General features: G+C 71.4%; 15 protein-coding genes. 10 read left to right on the top strand and 5 right to left on the bottom strand.

Annotated elements, in window-relative coordinates:
* Positions 1 to 106: 106 nt before the first annotated feature.
* From E1193_RS08750 to E1193_RS08740, 3 genes are all read right to left on the bottom strand, one after another.
* The gene (locus E1193_RS08750) at positions 107 to 2,656 is read right to left on the bottom strand and encodes an ABC transporter permease (protein ID WP_132181992.1); all 2,550 of its coding nucleotides are present in this window, start codon (positions 2,654 to 2,656) and stop codon (positions 107 to 109) included.
* The gene (locus E1193_RS08745; RefSeq protein WP_132181990.1) at positions 2,656 to 3,423 is read right to left on the bottom strand and encodes an ABC transporter ATP-binding protein; all 768 of its coding nucleotides are present in this window, start codon (positions 3,421 to 3,423) and stop codon (positions 2,656 to 2,658) included. The genes E1193_RS08750 and E1193_RS08745 overlap by 1 nt, the downstream gene beginning before the upstream one ends.
* Positions 3,424 to 4,246: 823 nt before the next feature.
* Positions 4,247 to 5,161 carry a PD-(D/E)XK nuclease family protein gene (locus E1193_RS08740; RefSeq protein ID WP_132181988.1) on the bottom strand — a complete coding sequence of 305 codons (915 nt, stop codon included), beginning with the start codon at positions 5,159 to 5,161 and terminating at the stop codon, positions 4,247 to 4,249.
* 80 nt (positions 5,162 to 5,241) lie between these two features.
* Between E1193_RS08740 and E1193_RS08735 the strand changes: the two genes are divergently transcribed.
* From E1193_RS08735 to E1193_RS08725, 3 genes are all read left to right on the top strand, one after another.
* Positions 5,242 to 6,396, top strand: a complete 1,155-nt coding sequence (locus E1193_RS08735; RefSeq protein WP_207922633.1) for a site-2 protease family protein — start codon at positions 5,242 to 5,244, stop codon at positions 6,394 to 6,396.
* Between the two features lie 56 nt (positions 6,397 to 6,452).
* Positions 6,453 to 7,394, top strand: coding sequence for a tRNA (adenine-N1)-methyltransferase (locus tag E1193_RS08730; protein ID WP_132182034.1), 942 nt, complete (start codon positions 6,453 to 6,455; stop codon positions 7,392 to 7,394).
* An 81-nt stretch (positions 7,395 to 7,475) separates the two neighbouring features.
* Positions 7,476 to 8,048: a hypothetical protein gene (locus E1193_RS08725; protein ID WP_132181986.1), complete on the top strand. Its 573-nt coding sequence runs from the start codon at positions 7,476 to 7,478 to the stop codon at positions 8,046 to 8,048.
* Positions 8,049 to 8,102: 54 nt separating this feature from the next.
* Here E1193_RS08725 and E1193_RS08720 read toward each other — a convergent pair whose 3' ends face one another.
* On the bottom strand, positions 8,103 to 8,399 hold the full coding sequence (locus tag E1193_RS08720; protein WP_132181984.1) for a ferredoxin: 297 nt from the start codon (positions 8,397 to 8,399) through the stop codon (positions 8,103 to 8,105).
* A 177-nt stretch (positions 8,400 to 8,576) separates the two neighbouring features.
* On the opposite strand from E1193_RS08720, the gene arc reads away from it, so the two are divergent.
* The 7 genes from arc to prcA all read left to right on the top strand — a co-directional run bounded on the left by arc (position 8,577) and on the right by prcA (position 16,481).
* Complete coding sequence (arc, locus tag E1193_RS08715; protein WP_132181982.1) at positions 8,577 to 10,358, top strand: proteasome ATPase; 1,782 nt, start codon at positions 8,577 to 8,579, stop codon at positions 10,356 to 10,358.
* 149 nt (positions 10,359 to 10,507) lie between these two features.
* On the top strand, positions 10,508 to 12,580 hold the full coding sequence (locus E1193_RS08710) for a hypothetical protein (protein WP_132181980.1): 2,073 nt from the start codon (positions 10,508 to 10,510) through the stop codon (positions 12,578 to 12,580).
* 60 nt (positions 12,581 to 12,640) lie between these two features.
* Positions 12,641 to 14,158 (top strand): depupylase/deamidase Dop, encoded by a 1,518-nt coding sequence (gene dop, locus E1193_RS08705; protein ID WP_132181978.1) that lies wholly within the window; start codon positions 12,641 to 12,643, stop codon positions 14,156 to 14,158.
* Positions 14,159 to 14,268: 110 nt separating this feature from the next.
* Complete coding sequence (locus E1193_RS08700; protein ID WP_111133268.1) at positions 14,269 to 14,484, top strand: ubiquitin-like protein Pup; 216 nt, start codon at positions 14,269 to 14,271, stop codon at positions 14,482 to 14,484.
* A 170-nt stretch (positions 14,485 to 14,654) separates the two neighbouring features.
* Positions 14,655 to 14,837 carry an endonuclease domain-containing protein gene (locus E1193_RS08695; protein ID WP_243707432.1) on the top strand — a complete coding sequence of 61 codons (183 nt, stop codon included), beginning with the start codon at positions 14,655 to 14,657 and terminating at the stop codon, positions 14,835 to 14,837.
* On the top strand, positions 14,756 to 15,595 hold the full coding sequence (gene prcB / locus E1193_RS08690) for a proteasome subunit beta (RefSeq protein WP_207922632.1): 840 nt from the start codon (positions 14,756 to 14,758) through the stop codon (positions 15,593 to 15,595). Before E1193_RS08695 ends, prcB begins: the two co-directional genes overlap by 82 nt.
* A gap of 61 nt (positions 15,596 to 15,656) precedes the next feature.
* Positions 15,657 to 16,481: a proteasome subunit alpha gene (gene prcA, locus E1193_RS08685; RefSeq protein WP_132181974.1), complete on the top strand. Its 825-nt coding sequence runs from the start codon at positions 15,657 to 15,659 to the stop codon at positions 16,479 to 16,481.
* Between the two features lie 637 nt (positions 16,482 to 17,118).
* Here the strand turns inward: prcA and E1193_RS08675 are convergent.
* Positions 17,119 to 18,147, bottom strand: a complete 1,029-nt coding sequence (locus E1193_RS08675) for a glycosyltransferase family 2 protein (protein WP_132181972.1) — start codon at positions 18,145 to 18,147, stop codon at positions 17,119 to 17,121.
* Between the last annotated feature and the right edge of the window lie 39 nt (positions 18,148 to 18,186).

Genomic DNA, 18,186 nt, shown 5'->3' with positions numbered 1-18,186 from the left:
GGGGCGCCCGGGTACCACAAGAGGCCGCAGGCCGGGGACGGGGCTACCGGGGCGGCGGTCGCGACGAGGGGCCCCGCCGTTGCCGGCAGGGCCCCTCGCGCCCGGATCAGTCGTGCGCGATCGCGCCGAGCACGTTGATTCGCGCGGCCCGGATCGCCGGCAGCACCGCGGCGACCACCCCGATGATCGCGGCCAGGCCGAGGAAGAGCCCCATCTGACCCCAGGGCAGGATCAGGTCGGTGATCCCCTCGTCCTTGAGCGCCTCGACCACCGCCGCGCCGAGACCGGTGCCGACCGCCACACCGAGTAGGGCCCCGAAGACCGAGATCACCACCGCCTCGACGGTGATCATCCGCATGGTCTGCGCCCGGCGCAGCCCGATGGCCCGCAGCAGGCCTAGCTCCCGGGTGCGTTCCAGCACCGACAGGGCGAGGGTGTTGATGATGCCCAGCACCGCGATGACGATGGCCAGGGCCAGCAGGATCTGGATCATCTGGAGCAGGCCGTCCAGCTGGCCGGTCTGCTGCTCGATGAAGGCGGCCCGGTCGGCCACCGACACCTCGGGGCTGTCGGCGAGCAACGTCTCGACCTGCGGCCGCACGTCGTCGACGCTGGCGCCGGGGGCGAGCTGCAGGAAACCCTGGATCGGCTGCGGGATGGCGAAGTCCCGCGCCGCCTGCGGCGGCAGCACCACCGGGTTGGTCAGCTCGGAACTCTCGTAGATCCCGCTGACCGTGTAGGTGCGGGCCTCGCCCCGGGACAGCTGGACGGTGACCTGCGAGCCGACCGACACGTTGCGGGACTTCGCGGTGTCGGAGCTGAACAGCATCTGGTCCGGCCCCAGCCGGCTGATGTCACCGGAGGTGGCCTTCGCCCCGAAGATCTGCTCCAGCGCGGCGACGTTGCTCGACGCCGCCACCCAGGTGCGCTCGCCGTCGACCTGCGCCATGTCGCCGTACTCGCCGTCGACCAACTGGACGCCCGGGATGGCGGCAACCTTCTCCAGCACGGCCGGGTCGAAGCTCGGCGGACGCGGGCCACTCTGCGCCCCGGAGATCACCAGCTCGGCCTTGACCTGGTCCTCGACCAGGGCGCTGATGCTGCCCTTGGCCGAGTCGAGGATCACCGTCACGCCGGTGACCAGGGCGATGCCGACCATCAGCGCCGCCGCGGTGATCGCCGTGCGGCGCGGGTTGCGGCCGGAGTTGAGCCGGCCCAGCTTGCCCGGCACCGACCAGGCGAACAGCGCCCCGAGCAGGGAGACCACCGGCCGGCTGATCAGCGGCGTCAGCAGCGCCACCCCGATGAAGGCGAAGAGCACCCCGCCGAGGATGGTCGCCAGCGTGTTGTCGCCCGCGTTGCCGCTGAGCCCCAGGAAGAGCAGCGCGGCGCCGATCGCGGTGACGATCCCGCCGGCGGCCGTCACCTTCGTCAGCGGGCGGTCCGGGGTGGCTACGTCCTGCATGGCCGCGATCGGTGGGATCCGCGCGGCGCGCAGTGCCGGCAGCAGCGCCGCCACCACCGTGATCACCAGACCCACCGCGAAGGCCCCGATGACCGCCGCGGGTGGCACACCCAGCCCGGCCAGGGCGAGCCCGCCGGCGAACTGCCCGAACACGTACGCCAGCAGCGCGCCCACGCCGATGCCGGCGGCCAGCCCCAGCACGGAGGCGATCAGCCCCACCGCCACGGCCTCCAGCACCACCGAGCCGATGATCTGCCGGCCGCTGGCCCCGATGGCCCGCATCAGGGCCAGCTCCCGGGTGCGCTGGGCGACGATGATCGAGAAGGTGTTCAGGATGAGGAAGGTGCCCACCAGCAGTGCCACGGCGGCGAAGCCGAGCAGGATCTTGTTGAAGAAGGACAGCCCCTCCTTCAGGCCGGCCGCGGCGTCGGCGGACATCTGCTCGCCGGTCCTGACCTCGTAGCCGTCGCCGAGGGCGGTGGCGATGTCGTCGCGTAGCTTCTCCTCGCCGACCCCGTCGGCGGCCTTGACGCTGATGTTGGTGAACACGTCCGGCTCGCCGAGCATCAGCCGCTGAGCCACCGGCGTGGTGAAGACGATCTCGTTGGCCCCGCCGAGGGAGTCCCGGTCACCGCTGTAGCCGAAGACGCCGACGAGGGTGAACTCCTTCTTCGGCTCCAGGGTCAGCACACCGACGCGGTCGCCGACCTTCACCTTCGCTGCCTCGGCCAGCGCCGCGTTGATGACGATCTCGTCGTCCGCGCGTGGCTCCCGGCCCTCGCGCAGCGTCACCAGGTCGCTCTCGCCCACCCAGTTCTCGCCCAGTTGCGGCGGCCCGAACGAGGTGACCACCTTGCCGTTGCTGCCGATCATGCGCGCACCGTCCGCGGCGACGACGCCGGTGGCCTCGGCGACCCCGGCGACCGCGCGGACCCGCTCCAGCGTCGCGGCCGGGACGGGGGCGCTCACCGGTTCGCCCTCCATCTCGCCGAGGGCGACCTTCGGCTTGGCCGAGACGTTGACGTCGACGCCTTCGAACGCGTCGGCGAAGACCTGATCGAAGGAGCGGCCGAGCGTGTCGGTGAGCACGAACGCGCCGGAGACGAACATGACGCCCAGCACCACCGCCAGGCCGGAGAGGACCAGGCGCACCTTCCGCGCCAGCAGGCTCTTCCAGGTCGCGCGGAACATCAGCGCGCCACCTCGGCCGGCGTGTCGAGCTTCTTCATGGTGTCCAGCACCGTGTCGGCGGTCGGCTCGATCAGCTCCGAGACGATCTGACCGTCGGCGAGGAAGACCACCCTGTCGGCGTACGCGGCGGCGGTCGGGTCGTGGGTGACCATGACGATGGTCTGACCGTGCTCGCGTACCGAGTTGCGTAGGAAGCTCAGTATCTCCGCGCCGGAGCGGGAGTCGAGGTTGCCGGTCGGCTCGTCGGCGAAGATCACCTCGGGGCGGGCGACCAGCGCCCGCGCGCACGCCACCCGCTGCTGCTGCCCGCCGGACAGCTGCGCCGGACGGTGCCCCAACCGATCCCGCAGGCCGACCGTGTCGATCACCGTGTCATACCAGGCCGGGTCGGGCCGGCGACCTGCGATCGACATCGGCAGCAGGATGTTCTCCTGGGCGGTCAGCGTCGGCAGCAGGTTGAACTGCTGGAAGATGAAGCCGACCTTGTCTCGGCGCAGCCTGGTCAGGCCGGCGTCGCCCAGCCCGGTGACCGTGGTGTCGCCGATCATCACGGTGCCGCGGGTGACCGAGTCCAGGCCCGCCAGGCAGTGCATCAGCGTCGACTTGCCCGAGCCCGACGGGCCCATGATCGCGGTGAACCGGCTACGTTCGAACTCGGCGCTCACCCCACGCAGCGCCATCACCTGCGCCTCTCCGCTGCCGTACACCTTCCACACGTCGTTGGCCCGGGCCGCGGCCTGTGCCTCGCGGCCTACCGTCGCCGTCACGTCATCTACCTCTTCCGTCGTACTGCGTTCCCCATCGCCCCCGTTGGCCGGTGGGGCTGATCCCATCCTCTGTGCCGTCCGGGCGGGATCCGTCCGCCTCCGGTCGGAGCCGAAGCGGATTTCCCGCTGCGGGTCGGCCCGGAGCCGGGCTCAGGGTTGCCCCTGAGCCAGCCGCCCGTCGACCGCGTTTCCAGGCCCCGGGACGGCGCCGGAGCCGGCGCTAGAACCTCACGCCACGCGATGGTCAACCGCGCCGCGCCGCCTCCGGTCACGGTAGGTCACCACGGCAACGGCGCCGCCCTCCCGCCCGCGACCCCTCGGGTGCGGCCCGCCTCACACCTTCGGGCGGACCAGGCCGGACTCGTAGGCCAGTGCCACCGCCTGCACCCGGGCGCGCAGCCCCAGCGGCAGCCACCCGACTCGCGAACCTGCCCCACCAGCGTCCCGATTCCGGACAGGCCAGGCTCAGCCTGCGCCGGGCGCGATCCAGGCGTCAGGAAGCACCAGTCGGTCGTCAGCGGATCGAGCGAGCGCGGCGATCAGGGACGTGTGGGCGGCCGTACGCCCCACCAGAGCCCAGAAACAGATCGGGGCATCGCGAACCGGTGGGTAGATGCTGAAAGGAACGACGATGACACCGACGCTGCGGTGGCGAAAAGCGCATCCCGGGCGAGCGGTCGGCGCCGCCACCACCTCGCGGGTCCGTCGGCCATACCGCGTCGCCAGTCGCCACCGCGCGATCGGTCATCGCCGACGGTGAGTCAACCCTCTCAGGGAGGCGACGCCCGTCGTACCGCACGGTGGCTCACCCGTGGTGCGTGATTCATTCGTCGGCGCCGGGGGCGGCGGGGCCGGAGCGGGCGTCGCGCAGCGGGTCGGGCACCGCCAACCGCTGCGGGAAGGGCGGCGGGGTGCCGCCGAAGCTCGGGCAGAGCGCCTGATGGTTGCACCAGTCGCAGAGCCGGCTCGGCCGGGGGCGGAAATCCTGCCGCTCGGTGGCCTGCTCGATCGCCTGCCAGAGCGCCACCACCGTGCGCTCGAAGCGCAGCAACTCCTCGGCGTCGGGGGAGTAGTCGCAGACCTCGGCGTCCTTGAGGTAGAGCAGGCGCAGCACCCGCGGCACCACGCCCCGGGTGCGCCACAGCACCAGCGCGTAGAACTTGAGCTGGAACAACGCCCGGGCCTCGAACGCCTCCCGAGGCGCCCCGCCGGTCTTGTAGTCGACCACCCGCAGCGCGCCGTCCGGCGCCACGTCGAGCCGGTCGAGGTAGCCCCGGATGAGCAACTCGTCGTCGACCACCGCGGAGATCAGGCTCTCCCGCTCAGCCGGCTCCAACCGGCGCGGATCCTCCACCGCGAAGTAACCCCGCAGCAGCGCTGCCGCCGAGCGCAGGAACTCGGCGGCGCCCGCCTCGTCGGCAGGGTCGAACAGGGCGGCGAGCTCCGGCTGCTCGGTGACCAGCCGGTCCCACTGCGGGGCGACCAGGTCACCGGCCGCGTCCGGGGTGCGCCCGGGCGCCGGCAGGTCGAACAGCCGCTCCAGTACGGCGTGCACCAGGGTGCCCCGGGCCTGCTCCACACTGGGGCGCTCGGGCAACCGGTCGATGCTGCGGAACCGGTAGAGCAACGGACAGGTCTTGAAGTCCGCCGCCCGGGACGGCGACAGCGACGCCCGGACGGTGGCCGGCGGCGCCGGCGCGGGAGTGCCCTGCTGGTCGGTCACCGGTTCCGCCGTCATGTCCCGAAGGGTAGGGCACCGGTGTGACAGGCCGCCGTCGCCGCACCGGAGCATGATCCGCACCGCGTAGCATCGGGCCGGTGAACTCCCCGACCCGATCCGCCCGGCCCGCCGGCCGGCGCACCGGCGTGACCGTGGGCCGGGTCTTCGGGGTCCCGCTGCACGTCAACGTGTCGATGCTGCTGCTGGCCCTGCTCATCACGGTGACGTACGCGCAGTTCGCCCGCGAACGGCTCGACCTGTCCGCGCTGGGCGGCTACCTGATCGGCCTCGGGTTCGTCGTCTCGCTGCTCGGGTCCGTCCTGCTGCACGAGCTGGGCCACGCGCTGGTCGCGCGCCGGTACGGCATCGGCGTACGCGGCATCACCCTCGAGCTGCTCGGCGGCTACACCGAGATGGAATCCGACGCCCCCACTCCCCGGATCGACCTGCTGGTGTCCCTGGCCGGGCCGGCGGTCTCGGCGGTGCTCGGCGCCCTCGGCGTCGGGCTCACCCTGGCACTGCCCGACCGCACCCTCGCCCACCAGCTCGCCCTGCAACTGGCGCTGAGCAACGTCGTCGTGGCGGTCTTCAACATCCTGCCCGGGCTGCCGCTGGACGGCGGCCGGGCGCTGCGCGCCGCGGTCTGGGCGGTCACCCGGGACCGGCACCGGGCCACCGAGGTCGCCGGCTGGGTCGGCCGGGCCGTCGCTGTCGGCACCGGCGTGCTGGTCGGGTGGCTCACCGTCGAGCGGATCCTGATGCCGCTGGCGCTGCCGCTGATGCTGCTGGTCGCCGTCACCCTGTGGCGGGGGGCCGGCCAGTCCATCCGGTACGCCCGGATCAGCCGCCGGGTACCCCTGATCGACCTGGCCCGGCTCGCCCGCCCCGTCTTCGGCGTTCCCACCGGCACCCCACTCGCCGAGGCGCAGCGCCGGCACGCCGAGCAGGCTCCGCCGGGCGCGGCGGTGGCCGTGCTCGACGGCGCCGGCCGGCCGGTCGCCCTGGTCGACCCGACGGCGGCGGACGCGGTACCCCCGCCGCGCCGGCCCTGGCTGGCGGTGGACGCGGTGGCCCGGGCGCTGGACCAACTGCCGGCGCTGCCGGCCGGGCTCGACGCCGAGCGGGTGATGGCGGCCGTGCAGGCCCACCCGGCCGCACGGTACGTGGTGACCGCAGGCGAAGATGTGGTCGGCGTTCTGCACGTCGCGGATCTGGCACAGGTCCTCGAACCCACACGGAAGATGAACAGGTGACCGCACACTCCTCCGCCCTCCCGGCCGCCCCGGGCACACCCGTCGCCGTCCCGGAGCTGCCCCCGGTGCACCGGGGACCGTTCCGCCCCGGTGACCGGGTCCAGCTGACCGACCCGAAGGGCCGGATGCACACGGTCGTCCTGGAGCCCGGCAAGGAGTTCCACACCCACCGCGGCATCCTGCGGCACGACGCGCTGATCGGTCAGCCCGACGGCAGTGTGGTGACCACCGCCGGCGGTGGGACCGCCTTCCTCGCGCTGCGCCCGCTGCTGTCGGACTACGTTTTGTCGATGCCGCGCGGCGCCCAGGTGATCTACCCGAAGGACTCGGCGCAGATCGTGGCCATGGGCGACGTCTTCCCCGGCGCCAAGGTCCTGGAGGCCGGCGCGGGCTCCGGTGCGCTGAGCTGCTCGTTGCTGCGCGCCGTCGGCACCGGAGGCGAGCTGCACTCGTACGAGCTGCGCGAGGACTTCGCGCAGATCGCCAGGCGCAACGTCGAGGCGTTCTTCGGCGCCGCGCACCCGGCGTGGCGACTGCACGTCGGTGACGTCGCCGACTGCACCGAAACCGGGTTCGACCGGATAATCCTGGACATGCTCACCCCGTGGGAGACGCTCGACATGGTCGAGCGGGCCCTGCTGCCGGGCGGCGTGTTCGTCGGGTACGTGGCGACCACCCCGCAGCTGTCCGAGCTGGTGGAGGCGCTGCGCGAGCGCGGCGGCTGGACCGAGCCGCGCGCCTGGGAGTCGCTGGTGCGGGACTGGCACGCCGAAGGGCTGGCCGTCCGTCCGGACCACCGGATGATCGCGCACACCGCCTTCCTCGTCTCCGCGCGTAAGCTCGCTCCGGGCGTCACCGCCCCGCCTCGGCGCCGTAAGCCCAGCAAGGGCGCGGAGGCGTACGCCGAGCGCCGGCAGGCGTTGCGCGCGGCGGAGGCGGCCCGGCAGGCGGCGGACGGTACGCCGCCGGACGCGGCCGACGGGCCACGGCTGCCGTGACGGCGCGGCGGGGCGGCTGGGAGTGATCGGGCTGATTCCGCCGGCCGGCGTCGGCCGACGACACGACCTGGGGGAGATGTCATGAGTCGGCCGGGTTTCGGCGGTGGGGAGTTGCCAGCCGTGTTCCCGGACTGGTCGCCCTACACCGACCTCGAGTCGGCGGCGCGGGCCTACCTGCGCGATCCGGACATCGCGCTCGAGGCGCTGGGTGGGGTGCTGCGCGGGGCGTCCGTGCTCGGCTTCACCTTGGAACGCTTCGTCAACGAGGTCAACGGGGTCTGGCAGGAGGTCGTCGTCTGCGACGGCAGCCGGCTGGTGCTGTGGCACGGCGAGGACGTGCCGCCGGGGGAGGGGCCGCCCGGGGCGATGACCTCGTCGCTGCGGGTGGTGCCGGTCTCCACGGTCACCGAGGTCGGCTGCCGGCGTCGGCTGACCCGGACCGACAGCGGTGAGGTGCGGGTCGACAGCATCGACGTCTACCTGCTGCTCACCTCGCTGGACGAGGCGCCGCCCGGTGACGAGGTCACCGGGGTGCCCCGGCACGACGCGCTGCGCTTCGGCAAGACGCTCGACGACGGCGGGGCCGGCCAGATCGCCCGGCTGGAGGAGTTCGCCCGGCTGGTCGCCTCGGTGGTCGGCCGTCCGGTGCTGTGACGAGGGCCGGGGACATCGTCGTCCCCGGCCCTCGTGGCGCCGCCCACCGGCGGCTCAGTCGTTCCCGGCCTCCGGGCCGGCCACCTCGACCCCGTCGCTGCCGCGCACCACGTGGATGCACTCCCCGGGGCACTCCCTCGCCGAGTCGATCACCTCGAGGCGTAGGTGCTCCGGCACGTCCACCCGGCTGCCCGGGGACAGCCGCAGCTCGCCGTCGGCGCCCTTGACGTACGCCAGGCCGTCGACGTCGAACTCGAAGACCTCCGGCGCGTACTGCACGCAGAGCCCGTCGCCGGTGCAGAGGTCCTGGTCCACCCAGACCTGAAGCTGGTCGGTCGCGACCTCGGTCACGCTGCACCCCCCATGTTCTCCCGTCCCACCTCTCGACGGTACCCGAACGCCCGGACCCGCACCTCAGGCGTCCCTTCGCGATCAAGGTTCGGTGACGAGGGCGTTGCGTAGGACCGAATGGGCCTCATAGCGGCTAGTGTTAGGGCAGAACGTTCAAGCCCCCCGGGGAGGTGGGACGTGGCACGCAGCGACGACGCGGACTCGCGCGCCGCACGGTGGGAGAAGGAAGCCCACGATCTCTCCACGCAGGTCGCGTTCCTTCAAGAGGAACTCGCTCTGGTGCGGCGCAAGTTGACCGAAAGCCCCCGACACGTCCGGCAGCTCGAAGAGCGGCTGGCGGCCACCCAGGCACAGTTGGCGCGGCTCACCGAGAACAACGACCGGCTCGTGAGCACCCTCAAGGAGGCTCGCGCGCAGATCGTGACGCTCAAGGAGGAGATCGACCGCTTGGCACAGCCGCCGAGCGGATACGGTGTCTTCCTCTCGCGGCACGACGACGGCACGGTGGACATCTTCACCGGCGGACGCAAGCTCCGGGTGGCCGTCTCGCCCTCGCTCGACGCGGCGGAGTTGCAGCGCGGGCAGGAGGTCCTGCTCAACGACGCGCTCAACGTCGTCAACGCGTTCGGTTACGAGCGGGTCGGCGAGGTGGTGATGCTCAAGGAGATCCTTGCGGGGCCGGACGGCGCACCGGGTGACCGGGCGCTGGTGGTCTCGCACTCCGACGAGGAGCGCATCGTGCACCTCGCCGAGACCCTGATCGGCTCGCCGATCCGGGCCGGCGACTCGCTCATGATCGAGCCCCGCTCGGCGTACGCGTACGAGCGGATCCCGAAGAGCGAGGTCGAGGAACTGGTCCTGGAGGAGGTGCCCGACGTCAACTACGAGGACATCGGCGGTCTCCAGGCGCAGATCGAGCAGATCCGCGACGCGGTGGAGCTGCCCTTCCTGCACGCCGACCTGTTCCGCGAGCACCAGCTCCGGCCGCCGAAGGGCATCCTGCTCTACGGGCCGCCGGGTTGCGGCAAGACGCTCATCGCCAAGGCGGTGGCGAACTCGCTGGCGAAAAAGATCGCCGAGCGGGAGGGCAAGGAGAAGCACACCAGCTTCTTCCTCAACATCAAGGGCCCGGAGCTGCTGAACAAGTATGTCGGCGAGACCGAGCGGCACATCCGGTTGATCTTCCAGCGGGCCCGGGAGAAGGCCAGTGAGGGCACGCCGGTCATCGTGTTCTTCGACGAGATGGACTCGATCTTCCGGACCCGCGGCTCCGGCGTCTCCTCCGACGTGGAGAACACCATCGTCCCGCAGCTGCTCAGTGAGATCGATGGTGTGGAGGGGCTGGAGAACGTCATCGTGATCGGCGCCTCCAACCGGGAGGACATGATCGACCCGGCCATCCTGCGTCCAGGCCGGCTCGACGTGAAGATCAAGATTGAGCGTCCGGATGCCGAGGCGGCCAAGGACATCTTCTCCAAGTACATCCTCTCCGGCCTGCCGCTGCACGCCGACGACCTGGCCGAGCACGGCGGCGACCCCCAGGCCACCGTGGCGGCGATGATCGACGCGGTCGTGCTGCGGATGTACTCCGAGACCGAGGAGAACCGCTTCCTCGAGGTCACCTACGCCAACGGTGACAAGGAGGTCCTCTACTTCAAGGACTTCAACTCCGGGGCGATGATCCAGAACATCGTCGACCGGGGCAAGAAGATGGCCATCAAGGAGTTCCTCACCTCTGGTCGTAAGGGGCTGCGCCTGCAGCACCTCCTCGACGCCTGCGTCGACGAGTTCCGCGAGAACGAGGATCTTCCCAACACCACCAACCCGGACGACTGGGCCCGCATCTCCGGCAAGAAGGGCGAGCGGATCGTCTACATCCGCACGCTCGTCTCCGGCGGCAAGGGCGCCGAGGCCGGTCGCTCCATCGAAACCGCCAGCAACACCGGCCAGTACCTCTGACCCACAACGGCAGAAGGGCCCGCGGCGCCGGCCGCGGGCCCTTCTCGCACGTAACAGGACGTTAACCGGTCGGATCCGTCCCGGGCGGGTGGAATTCCCGGCCCGTCGGTAGACTTCCTCCACCGCAGTCGACCCTGTCGAGGAGCCTCGTGCCGCCCGAGCTCACCGTCGCCGAGCCGCCGACCACCCCGGCGACCGGGGACATCCATCCGCCCGTGCAGTCCGCGCGACGCCGTTGGCGCCGCCCGGTGCCGGTGGCGGCAGGGCTCGTCGCCGCCTGGCTCGTGCCCCTGGTCGTCCACGCCCTGCACCGCGACTGGCTGCTGCCCCCACTGGTTCTGCTGGCCACCGCCAGCGTGCTGCGCGGCGGACGCACCCTTCTCGACCGGCTCGTCCTGGCGGTCGCCCTGCTGCTCGGCGCCGCCACGGCCGGCGGCCTGCTCTTCGCCGTCTGGCCCTGGGGCATGCGACCCGTGCCGCTGACCGGGGCCGCCCTCACCCTGGTCGTCCTCGCCGCTGCCGCGCTGCGCCGCCGGCCACGGCTGCCCCGCCCCGGCTGGGTCGATCTGTTCCCCGTGGCCGGGACGACCGGGATGATGATCTACCTCAGCGCACCCTGGGAGCGCGTGCACGACCTTGCCGGGCAGTTGACCATCCTTATCCGGGGTGAGGACAACCTGCGGCACCTGGCCCTCTTCGACGTCATCGGCCGTCTCGGCGGGTACGCCTTCGTCGACACCGCCGCCGCCAAGGACGTACTGCTGCCCCAGATGCTCTACTACCCGCAGGGCTGGCATCTCGTCGCCGCCCTGCTCGACGGGTTCCTCGTGCCCACCGGCACCGCCCCCCGAGGCCCGGAGGGCGTCGGCCACTACGCCTTCTGGACCATGGCCGGCTTCGGTCTCCTCGTGCTCATCCTGCTCTGGGCCGCCCAGCGCATCTCCGGGCCGATCCACCTGCTGCACCGTTCCGCGCTCACCGCGGTGGTCTGCGCCCTGGTCCTGGGCACGCAACTGCCGCGCCTGCTGCTGTCCGGCTACCCGACGGAGGTTCTCGGCCTCGCCCTCACGGTGCTCCTCGCCGCCCTCGTCGGCCGTCCGGTGGCCGGCACCCGTGAACAGTTCGTGTTGCTCGTCAGCCTGGTGGTCGCCATCGGCTTCACCTACTACCTGTTCCTCCCGCCCGCCGCCGTGCTCGTGCTCTGCTGGCTCCTCGGCCACTGGCGGGAGGCGCTGCGCCGGTGGGTCACCGTCCTGCTCGTCGGGGTCGCCGGCAGCGTACTTGCCCTGGTCGCCCCGCTGCTCGGCGTGCTGCGCGCCAAACAGACCGAGGCGCTGGACATCGGCGGTGGCGTCGAGGCCCGCACCGAGGCCTGGCGAGCCCTGATCTGGCTCGGCGGCATCGTCGGAGTCGCCCTGCTCGTCCAGGTCCGCCGCGCCGACCCCGCCTGGCGGCGCTGGCTGATCGTCAGCGCGGTCGGCGTCGCCCTGTCGCTCGGCATAGCAGGCTACAACGACGCCTCCGGCGTCGAACCCGGCTACTACTTCATCAAGTCCACCCACCTGGCCACCGCGCTGCTCATCGTCGGCACCGCCGCCGTGGTCCGGCTGCTGCCCGCACCACGGCGCGGTCGATCCTGGCGGGCGGTGACCGCGAGCGTCGCCGGCGTCCTCGGCGCGGGGTGCGCCACGGTCGTCGCGGTGGTCCTCTGTGGGGTCACCGGTTGGCATCCCAGCATGCTGGTCGCCAACGAGCAGACCTGGACCGAGCGCTGGGTCCACCAGGAGCTACACCTGCCGTCCAAAGAGGCATGGGTCTGCGCCGAGGCTCAGCGGCGCTATCCCGACCAGCCCGGTGTCACCACGCTCATGCTCGACCGCGGTTCCTACCGTCCCTACCTGGAGACGCTCTGCCTCTCCACCCTGCAGGGCACCACCGCCCGCACCGCGCCGGGCGTCTACGACATGGTCTTCCAGGAGCCGTGGCGCACCCACCAGATGGTCGAGCGGGTTCGTGGGCCGATCCGGTTCATCTCCGCCGACCCCACCGCCGGCCGGCGGGTCCACTGGATCCTCGTCAACTACCCGGCGCTGCGCCAGCGGGTCACCTGGGTTCCCCTCAACGTTGCGGAGTGCGATGTGCTCCCCACCAACCTGCCGACCGAGACCGACAAATCCTCGGAGGCGACACCGGCTGTGCCGGCGTGCCCCCCTGCGCCCTGAGGGCGACTACGCTCGACAGGAACGGGGAACCGGGTTGGGCCGAGCGGAGCAGGTAGGTCGATGAGCGTCAGACGAATCATGGGCACCGAGGTCGAGTACGGCATCTCCGTGCCCGGCCTGGCCGGAGCCAACCCCATGGTGACCTCCTCGCAGGTGGTCAACGCCTACGGGGCGCGTCCGGAACTCAACCGGGGTGGTCGCGCCCGCTGGGACTACGAGGAGGAGTCGCCGCTGCGCGACGCCCGCGGCTTCACCTACTCGGGGGCCGCGTACGATCCGGCCGAGGCGCTCGCCGACGAGGATCTCGGCCTGGCCAACGTGATACTCACCAACGGCGCGCGGCTGTACGTCGACCACGCCCACCCGGAATACTCCACTCCCGAGGTGACCAACCCGCTGGACCTGGTTCGCTGGGACAAGGCGGGGGAGCGGGTGATGGCCGAGGCGGCCCGTCGCGCCGCCACCATCCCGGGCACCCAGCCGATCCACCTGTACAAGAACAACACCGACAACAAGGGTGCCAGCTACGGTGCCCACGAGAACTACCTCATGCGCCGGCGGACTCCGTTCGCCGACATCGTGGCGTACCTGACGCCGTTCTTCGTCACCCGGCAGATCGTCTGCGGCGCCGGCCGGGTCGGCATCGGCCAGGACGGCGGCCAGAGCGGCTTCCAGATCTCCCAGCGGGCCGATTTCTTCGAGGTGGAGGTGGGGCTGGAGACGACCCTCAAGCGTCCCATCATCAACACCCGGGACGAGCCGCACGCCGACGCCGACAAGTACCGCCGCCTGCACGTGATCATCGGCGACGCCAACCTGTCGGAGATCTCCACCTATCTCAAGGTCGGCACCACCGCGCTGATCCTCACCATGATCGAGGAGAAGGCGCTCGGTGCCGACCTCGGCATCGCCGATCCGGTCAGCGAGCTGCGCGCGGTCAGCCACGACCCTTCGCTGAAGCACCTCATGCGGCTGCGCGACGGCCGCCGCCTGACGGCCCTGGACGTCCAGTGGGCGTACCTGGAGCGGGTCCGGTCCTTCGTGGACGACCGGTACGGCGACGACGTCGACGCGCAGACCAGCGACGTGCTCGACCGCTGGGAGAGCGTGCTCGACCGGCTCGGCCGCGACGCGTTCCTCTGCGCCGACGAGCTCGACTGGGTGGCGAAGCTGCGGCTGCTGGAGGGCTACCGGGAACGGGAGAAGCTGGGGTGGGGCTCGCACAAGCTCCAGCTCGTCGACCTGCAGTACTCCGACGTCCGACCGGAGAAGGGGCTCTACCACCGGTTGGTCTCCCGTGGCTCGATGAAGACATTGCTCGACGAGGAGCAGACCCGCCGCGCGATGGTGGAACCGCCGGAGGACACCCGGGCCTACTTCCGGGGCCGATGCCTGGCCCAGTACGCCTCCGAGGTGGTGGCGGCGAGTTGGGACTCGGTCATCTTCGACGTCGGCCGGGAGTCGCTGGTGCGGGTGCCGATGATGGAGCCGGAGCGGGGCACCCGCCAGCATGTCGGCGCCCTCTTCGACCGCTGCGAGAGTGCGAAGGACCTACTGGAGACGCTCACCGGAGGCTGAGCGCCGCCGGGTCGGGCCGGTGACGCGTCGGGAAGATCCGGCGCGGGGCGGGCCGTTCGTCGGCCCCGCGAGGTAAGTTTCTCGCAAGCGATCGTGGAGGAGGCACCGAGATGGCCACTCGTGACAGCGGCGGGCAGTCGCAGACCGGCAAGTCGCGCCAGGGCGAGGAGATCGAGGACGTCACCACCGAGGCGAACCCGGAGGTCGCCGAGCGGCACGCCGAGATCACCGAGGACGTCGACGACCTGCTCGACGAGATCGACTCCGTCCTGGAAGAGAACGCCGAAGAGTTCGTCAGGGGCTACGTGCAGAAAGGGGGTGAGTAGGACCCAGGGGGCAGATCGGATGCGCCCCTTCCTCTCGACGACCGTTATGGTCAACGGCGCTGTCTGGACTGCGGCGAGCTGAAGGATCCCTGGCCGAGCCGGGCGGCGTCCGCGCCATCTGCGGCGGGGAAGATCCCCAACATCTGGACCACGATCATCGCGCCGGCTGGGTGCGCGGGATACTCTGCTTCAACTGCAACGGTGGTCTTGGCCGGTTCCGTGACAGTCCCACGAGGCTGGCCAGGGCGATCACGTACCTGAGAGGAACCACGTGGCAGCGGGTTTTGATCCATCCGGGCGTCTACCAGATGTGTTCACCAACGCGGGGACGTCCTCCTTCACCACGTTCCTGAGCCGGGTGGCCCCCGAGATGCTGCCGGGCCGCCGGCCGTTGCCGCCGGGCATGGCCGCCGACCTGGCACCGCACGCGACGACCATCGTGGCCATCTCGGCCGCCGGTGGGGTGGTGATGGCCGGCGACCGACGGGCCACCATGGGCAACCTGATCGCCCAGCGGGACATCGAGAAGGTGCACCCGGCCGACGCGTACTCGCTGGTGGGCATCGCGGGCACCGCGGGCATCGGCCTTGAGCTGATGCGACTGTTCCAGGTGGAGCTGGAGCACTACGAGAAAATCGAGGGCGCGATGCTCTCGCTCGACGGCAAGGCCAACCGGCTCGCCTCGATGATCCGGGGCAACCTCGGCGCGGCCATGCAGGGGCTCGCGGTGGTCCCGCTGTTCGCCGGCTTCGACCTGGCGGCGCGGGATCCGGCCCGGGCAGGTCGAATCTTCAGTTTCGACGTCACCGGCGGCCCCTACGAGGAGACCGGGTACGACGCGATCGGTTCCGGGTCGCTGTTCGCCAAGTCGGCGCTGAAGAAGCGGTTCCGCTCCGGGCTGTCAGTCGACGACGCGATCCGGCTGGCCGTCGAGGCGCTCTATGACGCCGCCGACGACGACACCGCCACCGGCGGGCCGGACCTGACCCGCCGGATCTACCCGGTGGTGATGACGGCGACCGCCGAGGGCACGCACCGGCTCACCGACGCCGAGACGGCGACGATCGCCGAGACGGTCGTGGCCGGCCGGATGGAGAACCCGGGCGGCTGACCCCGCTCCCACCCCACCAGTCAGCAGTCGTCAGCACAGCGCCCGAAGGAGAACCGCCGCCGTGGCCATGCAGTTCTACGCCTCGCCCGAGCAGATCATGCGCGACCGCTCCGAGCTGGCCCGCAAGGGCGTCGCCCGGGGCCGCAGCGCGGTGGTCGTCAGCTATACCGGCGGGGTGCTCTTCGTCGCGGAGAATCTCTCCAGCGCCCTGCACAAGGTCAGTGAGATCTACGACCGGATCGGTTTCGCCGCCGTTGGCCGGTACAACGAGTTCGAGAACCTGCGCCGCGCCGGCGTACGGATGGCCGACCTGAACGGTCTCAGCTACGACCGGCGGGACGTCACCGGTCGGGCGCTGGCCAACGCCTTCGCGCAGACCCTCGGTGCCATCTTCACCGAGCAGTCCAAGCCGTTCGAGGTGGAGATCTGCGTGGCGCAGGTCGGCGCCACGGTCGAGGAGGACGAGCTGTACCGGATCACCTACGACGGATCGGTCAACGACGAGCCGGGCCGGATGGCGATGGGCGGCCAGGCCGAAGCGATCACCAACGTGCTCAAGTCCGACCACCGGGCAGACATGTCGCTCAGTGAGGCGGTGCGGTTGTCGGTGCGGGCGCTGAGCAGCGTCGGCGGCGAGGGCGGCGCCTCACGCACCATCGCGGCCAACCAACTGGAGGTGGCGGTCCTGGACCGCGCCCGGGTGGGCCGTGCCTTTCGACGGATCACCGGGGCGGCACTGACCGCACTGCTGGAGGGCGACGCCGCGGGCGACGCCGCGCCGACCGGCGGCCGGGCGAAGACGCCCACCGCGCCGACCGAGGAGGCGCACAAGCCGACCACCTCCGCCGGCTCCGCCGACCTGGAGGGCAAGCAGGCGCCGGAGTAACGGTTTCGGATCGGCGGGGGCCTGAGAAGACCCCCGACCCCCGCCGAGTCTTCCGAGCACCGGACGTACGCAGTGGTGGCGGCGGACGGGCTGCGCGCGCAGCCAGCTCCGTACTTACGGGGCGTTGCCGGGCGCGTCCTCACTGCGGCGTTGTCGCCGCCGTCGGTCATGGCCATTGCGATCGCGTGATTGAGTGCGGCCATGGGATTGGGCGCGATACGGCACAGCACCTGGTCCAGGAACCGGCCTGTGGCTGCTGCCCGCTGTCGTGGCGAACGCGGTGTCGTTCATCGTGTCGCCGCTGCTCGCCCGCCGGTTCCGGCCGGCATCCGTGATCGGCGTCGGACTGGCGATCTCGGTGTCCGGTCCACTCGTGCTGACCCGGACCGACACGACATCCGGGCCGACCACCCTGGCCGCCGGATTCGCGCTGATCTTCCTCGGCGCCGGCCCACTCGTGACGCTGGCTATCCATCTGGTCCTGGCCGCCGCGCCGCCGGAGAGGGCCGGCTCCGCCGCCGCGCTGAACGAGACCAGCGGCCAGTTCGGGTTCGCGTCCGTGGTGGCCGCCCGCGACCTGCCTCCGACCTGGCCGCGGCGTTGCTCGCGCCGGCGCGGCAGACGTTCGTCGATCCGGTCAGCGCCTGCGCAGCAGGGGTCGCGCCATGGCCCAGTAACCGGCGGCGATCGCGTTGAAGATGCCCATGCCGGGTGGCGAGTCAACGTTCGACGGGGCGACCCTGGCGGTCATCAGCTCGGCGACGATGCCGTCGGGGACGCTCCGCTCGGCCTGGAGTTGGCGACGGCGGGCGTGCAGCCAGGCACGGTTGCGCCACAGCCAGCCCCAGCCCTGGACCTTCTGCTTCGTCCAGCCGCCGGCGAGCGCGGCGGCGAGCATGGCCGCCTCGGTGAGCAGCAGGACGGGCGTGAGCACCAGAAGGGTGCGTCCCTCGTACGCGGTGAGCAGGGTGACCAGCCGGTTCCGCTCGACGAGGTACAGCTTGAGGGCGTTGCGGGAGAACTCGTAGTGGTGCTTCACCACGGCGTCCGGGACGTACTCCAGCCGCAGGCCGCGCTGCCACAGGCGCAGGCTGAGCTCGGTGTCCTCGTGGTAGGCGAAGTACTCGGCGGCGAAGCCGTCCAACTCCCGCCACAGCGACCGGCTGATGACGAAGCAGCAGCCGCTGAGCGAGGGGACCGTGGTGCGCACCGCGTGGGCGCTGGCCGGCTCCCCGTTGCCGCCGGCCCAGGACAGGCCGGTGAAGTGCAGCGGGTTGCCGGAGGTGTTGATCAGCTCCGGATTGTCGGCGAGGCGGATGGAGGCCATCGCGGCGCCGACGCCGGGCTCGCCGGTCACGGCGACGACCTTGGCCAGGGCGTCGGGGGCGACGATCGCGTCGGAGTTGACGAAGGCGAGCCAGTCGCCCGTCGCCTCGGCGGCACCCACCCGGCAGCCCCCCGAGTAACCGGTGTTCTCCTCCGGGCGGATCACCCGGACGCCGGCGAAGCCCTTGACGATGTCGATGCCGTCGCCGGTGCAACCGTTGTCGACGACGATCAGCTCGACGTCGACGTCGGTGCTGTCCAGCACGGCGCGGGCCGCGTCGACCAGGTACGGCTCGGCGCCGTAGGCCAGCATCACCGCGGACACCTGCGGGCGGGTCATCGAATGCCTCCGGATACTCCAGTGGCCACGGCGTCGAGG

Origin of the sequence: Micromonospora sp. KC606 (assembly GCF_004348675.1) — a bacterium.
Taxonomy (GTDB): Bacteria; Actinomycetota; Actinomycetes; order Mycobacteriales; family Micromonosporaceae; genus Micromonospora.
This window is presented reverse-complemented; position numbering and strand designations above follow the sequence as displayed.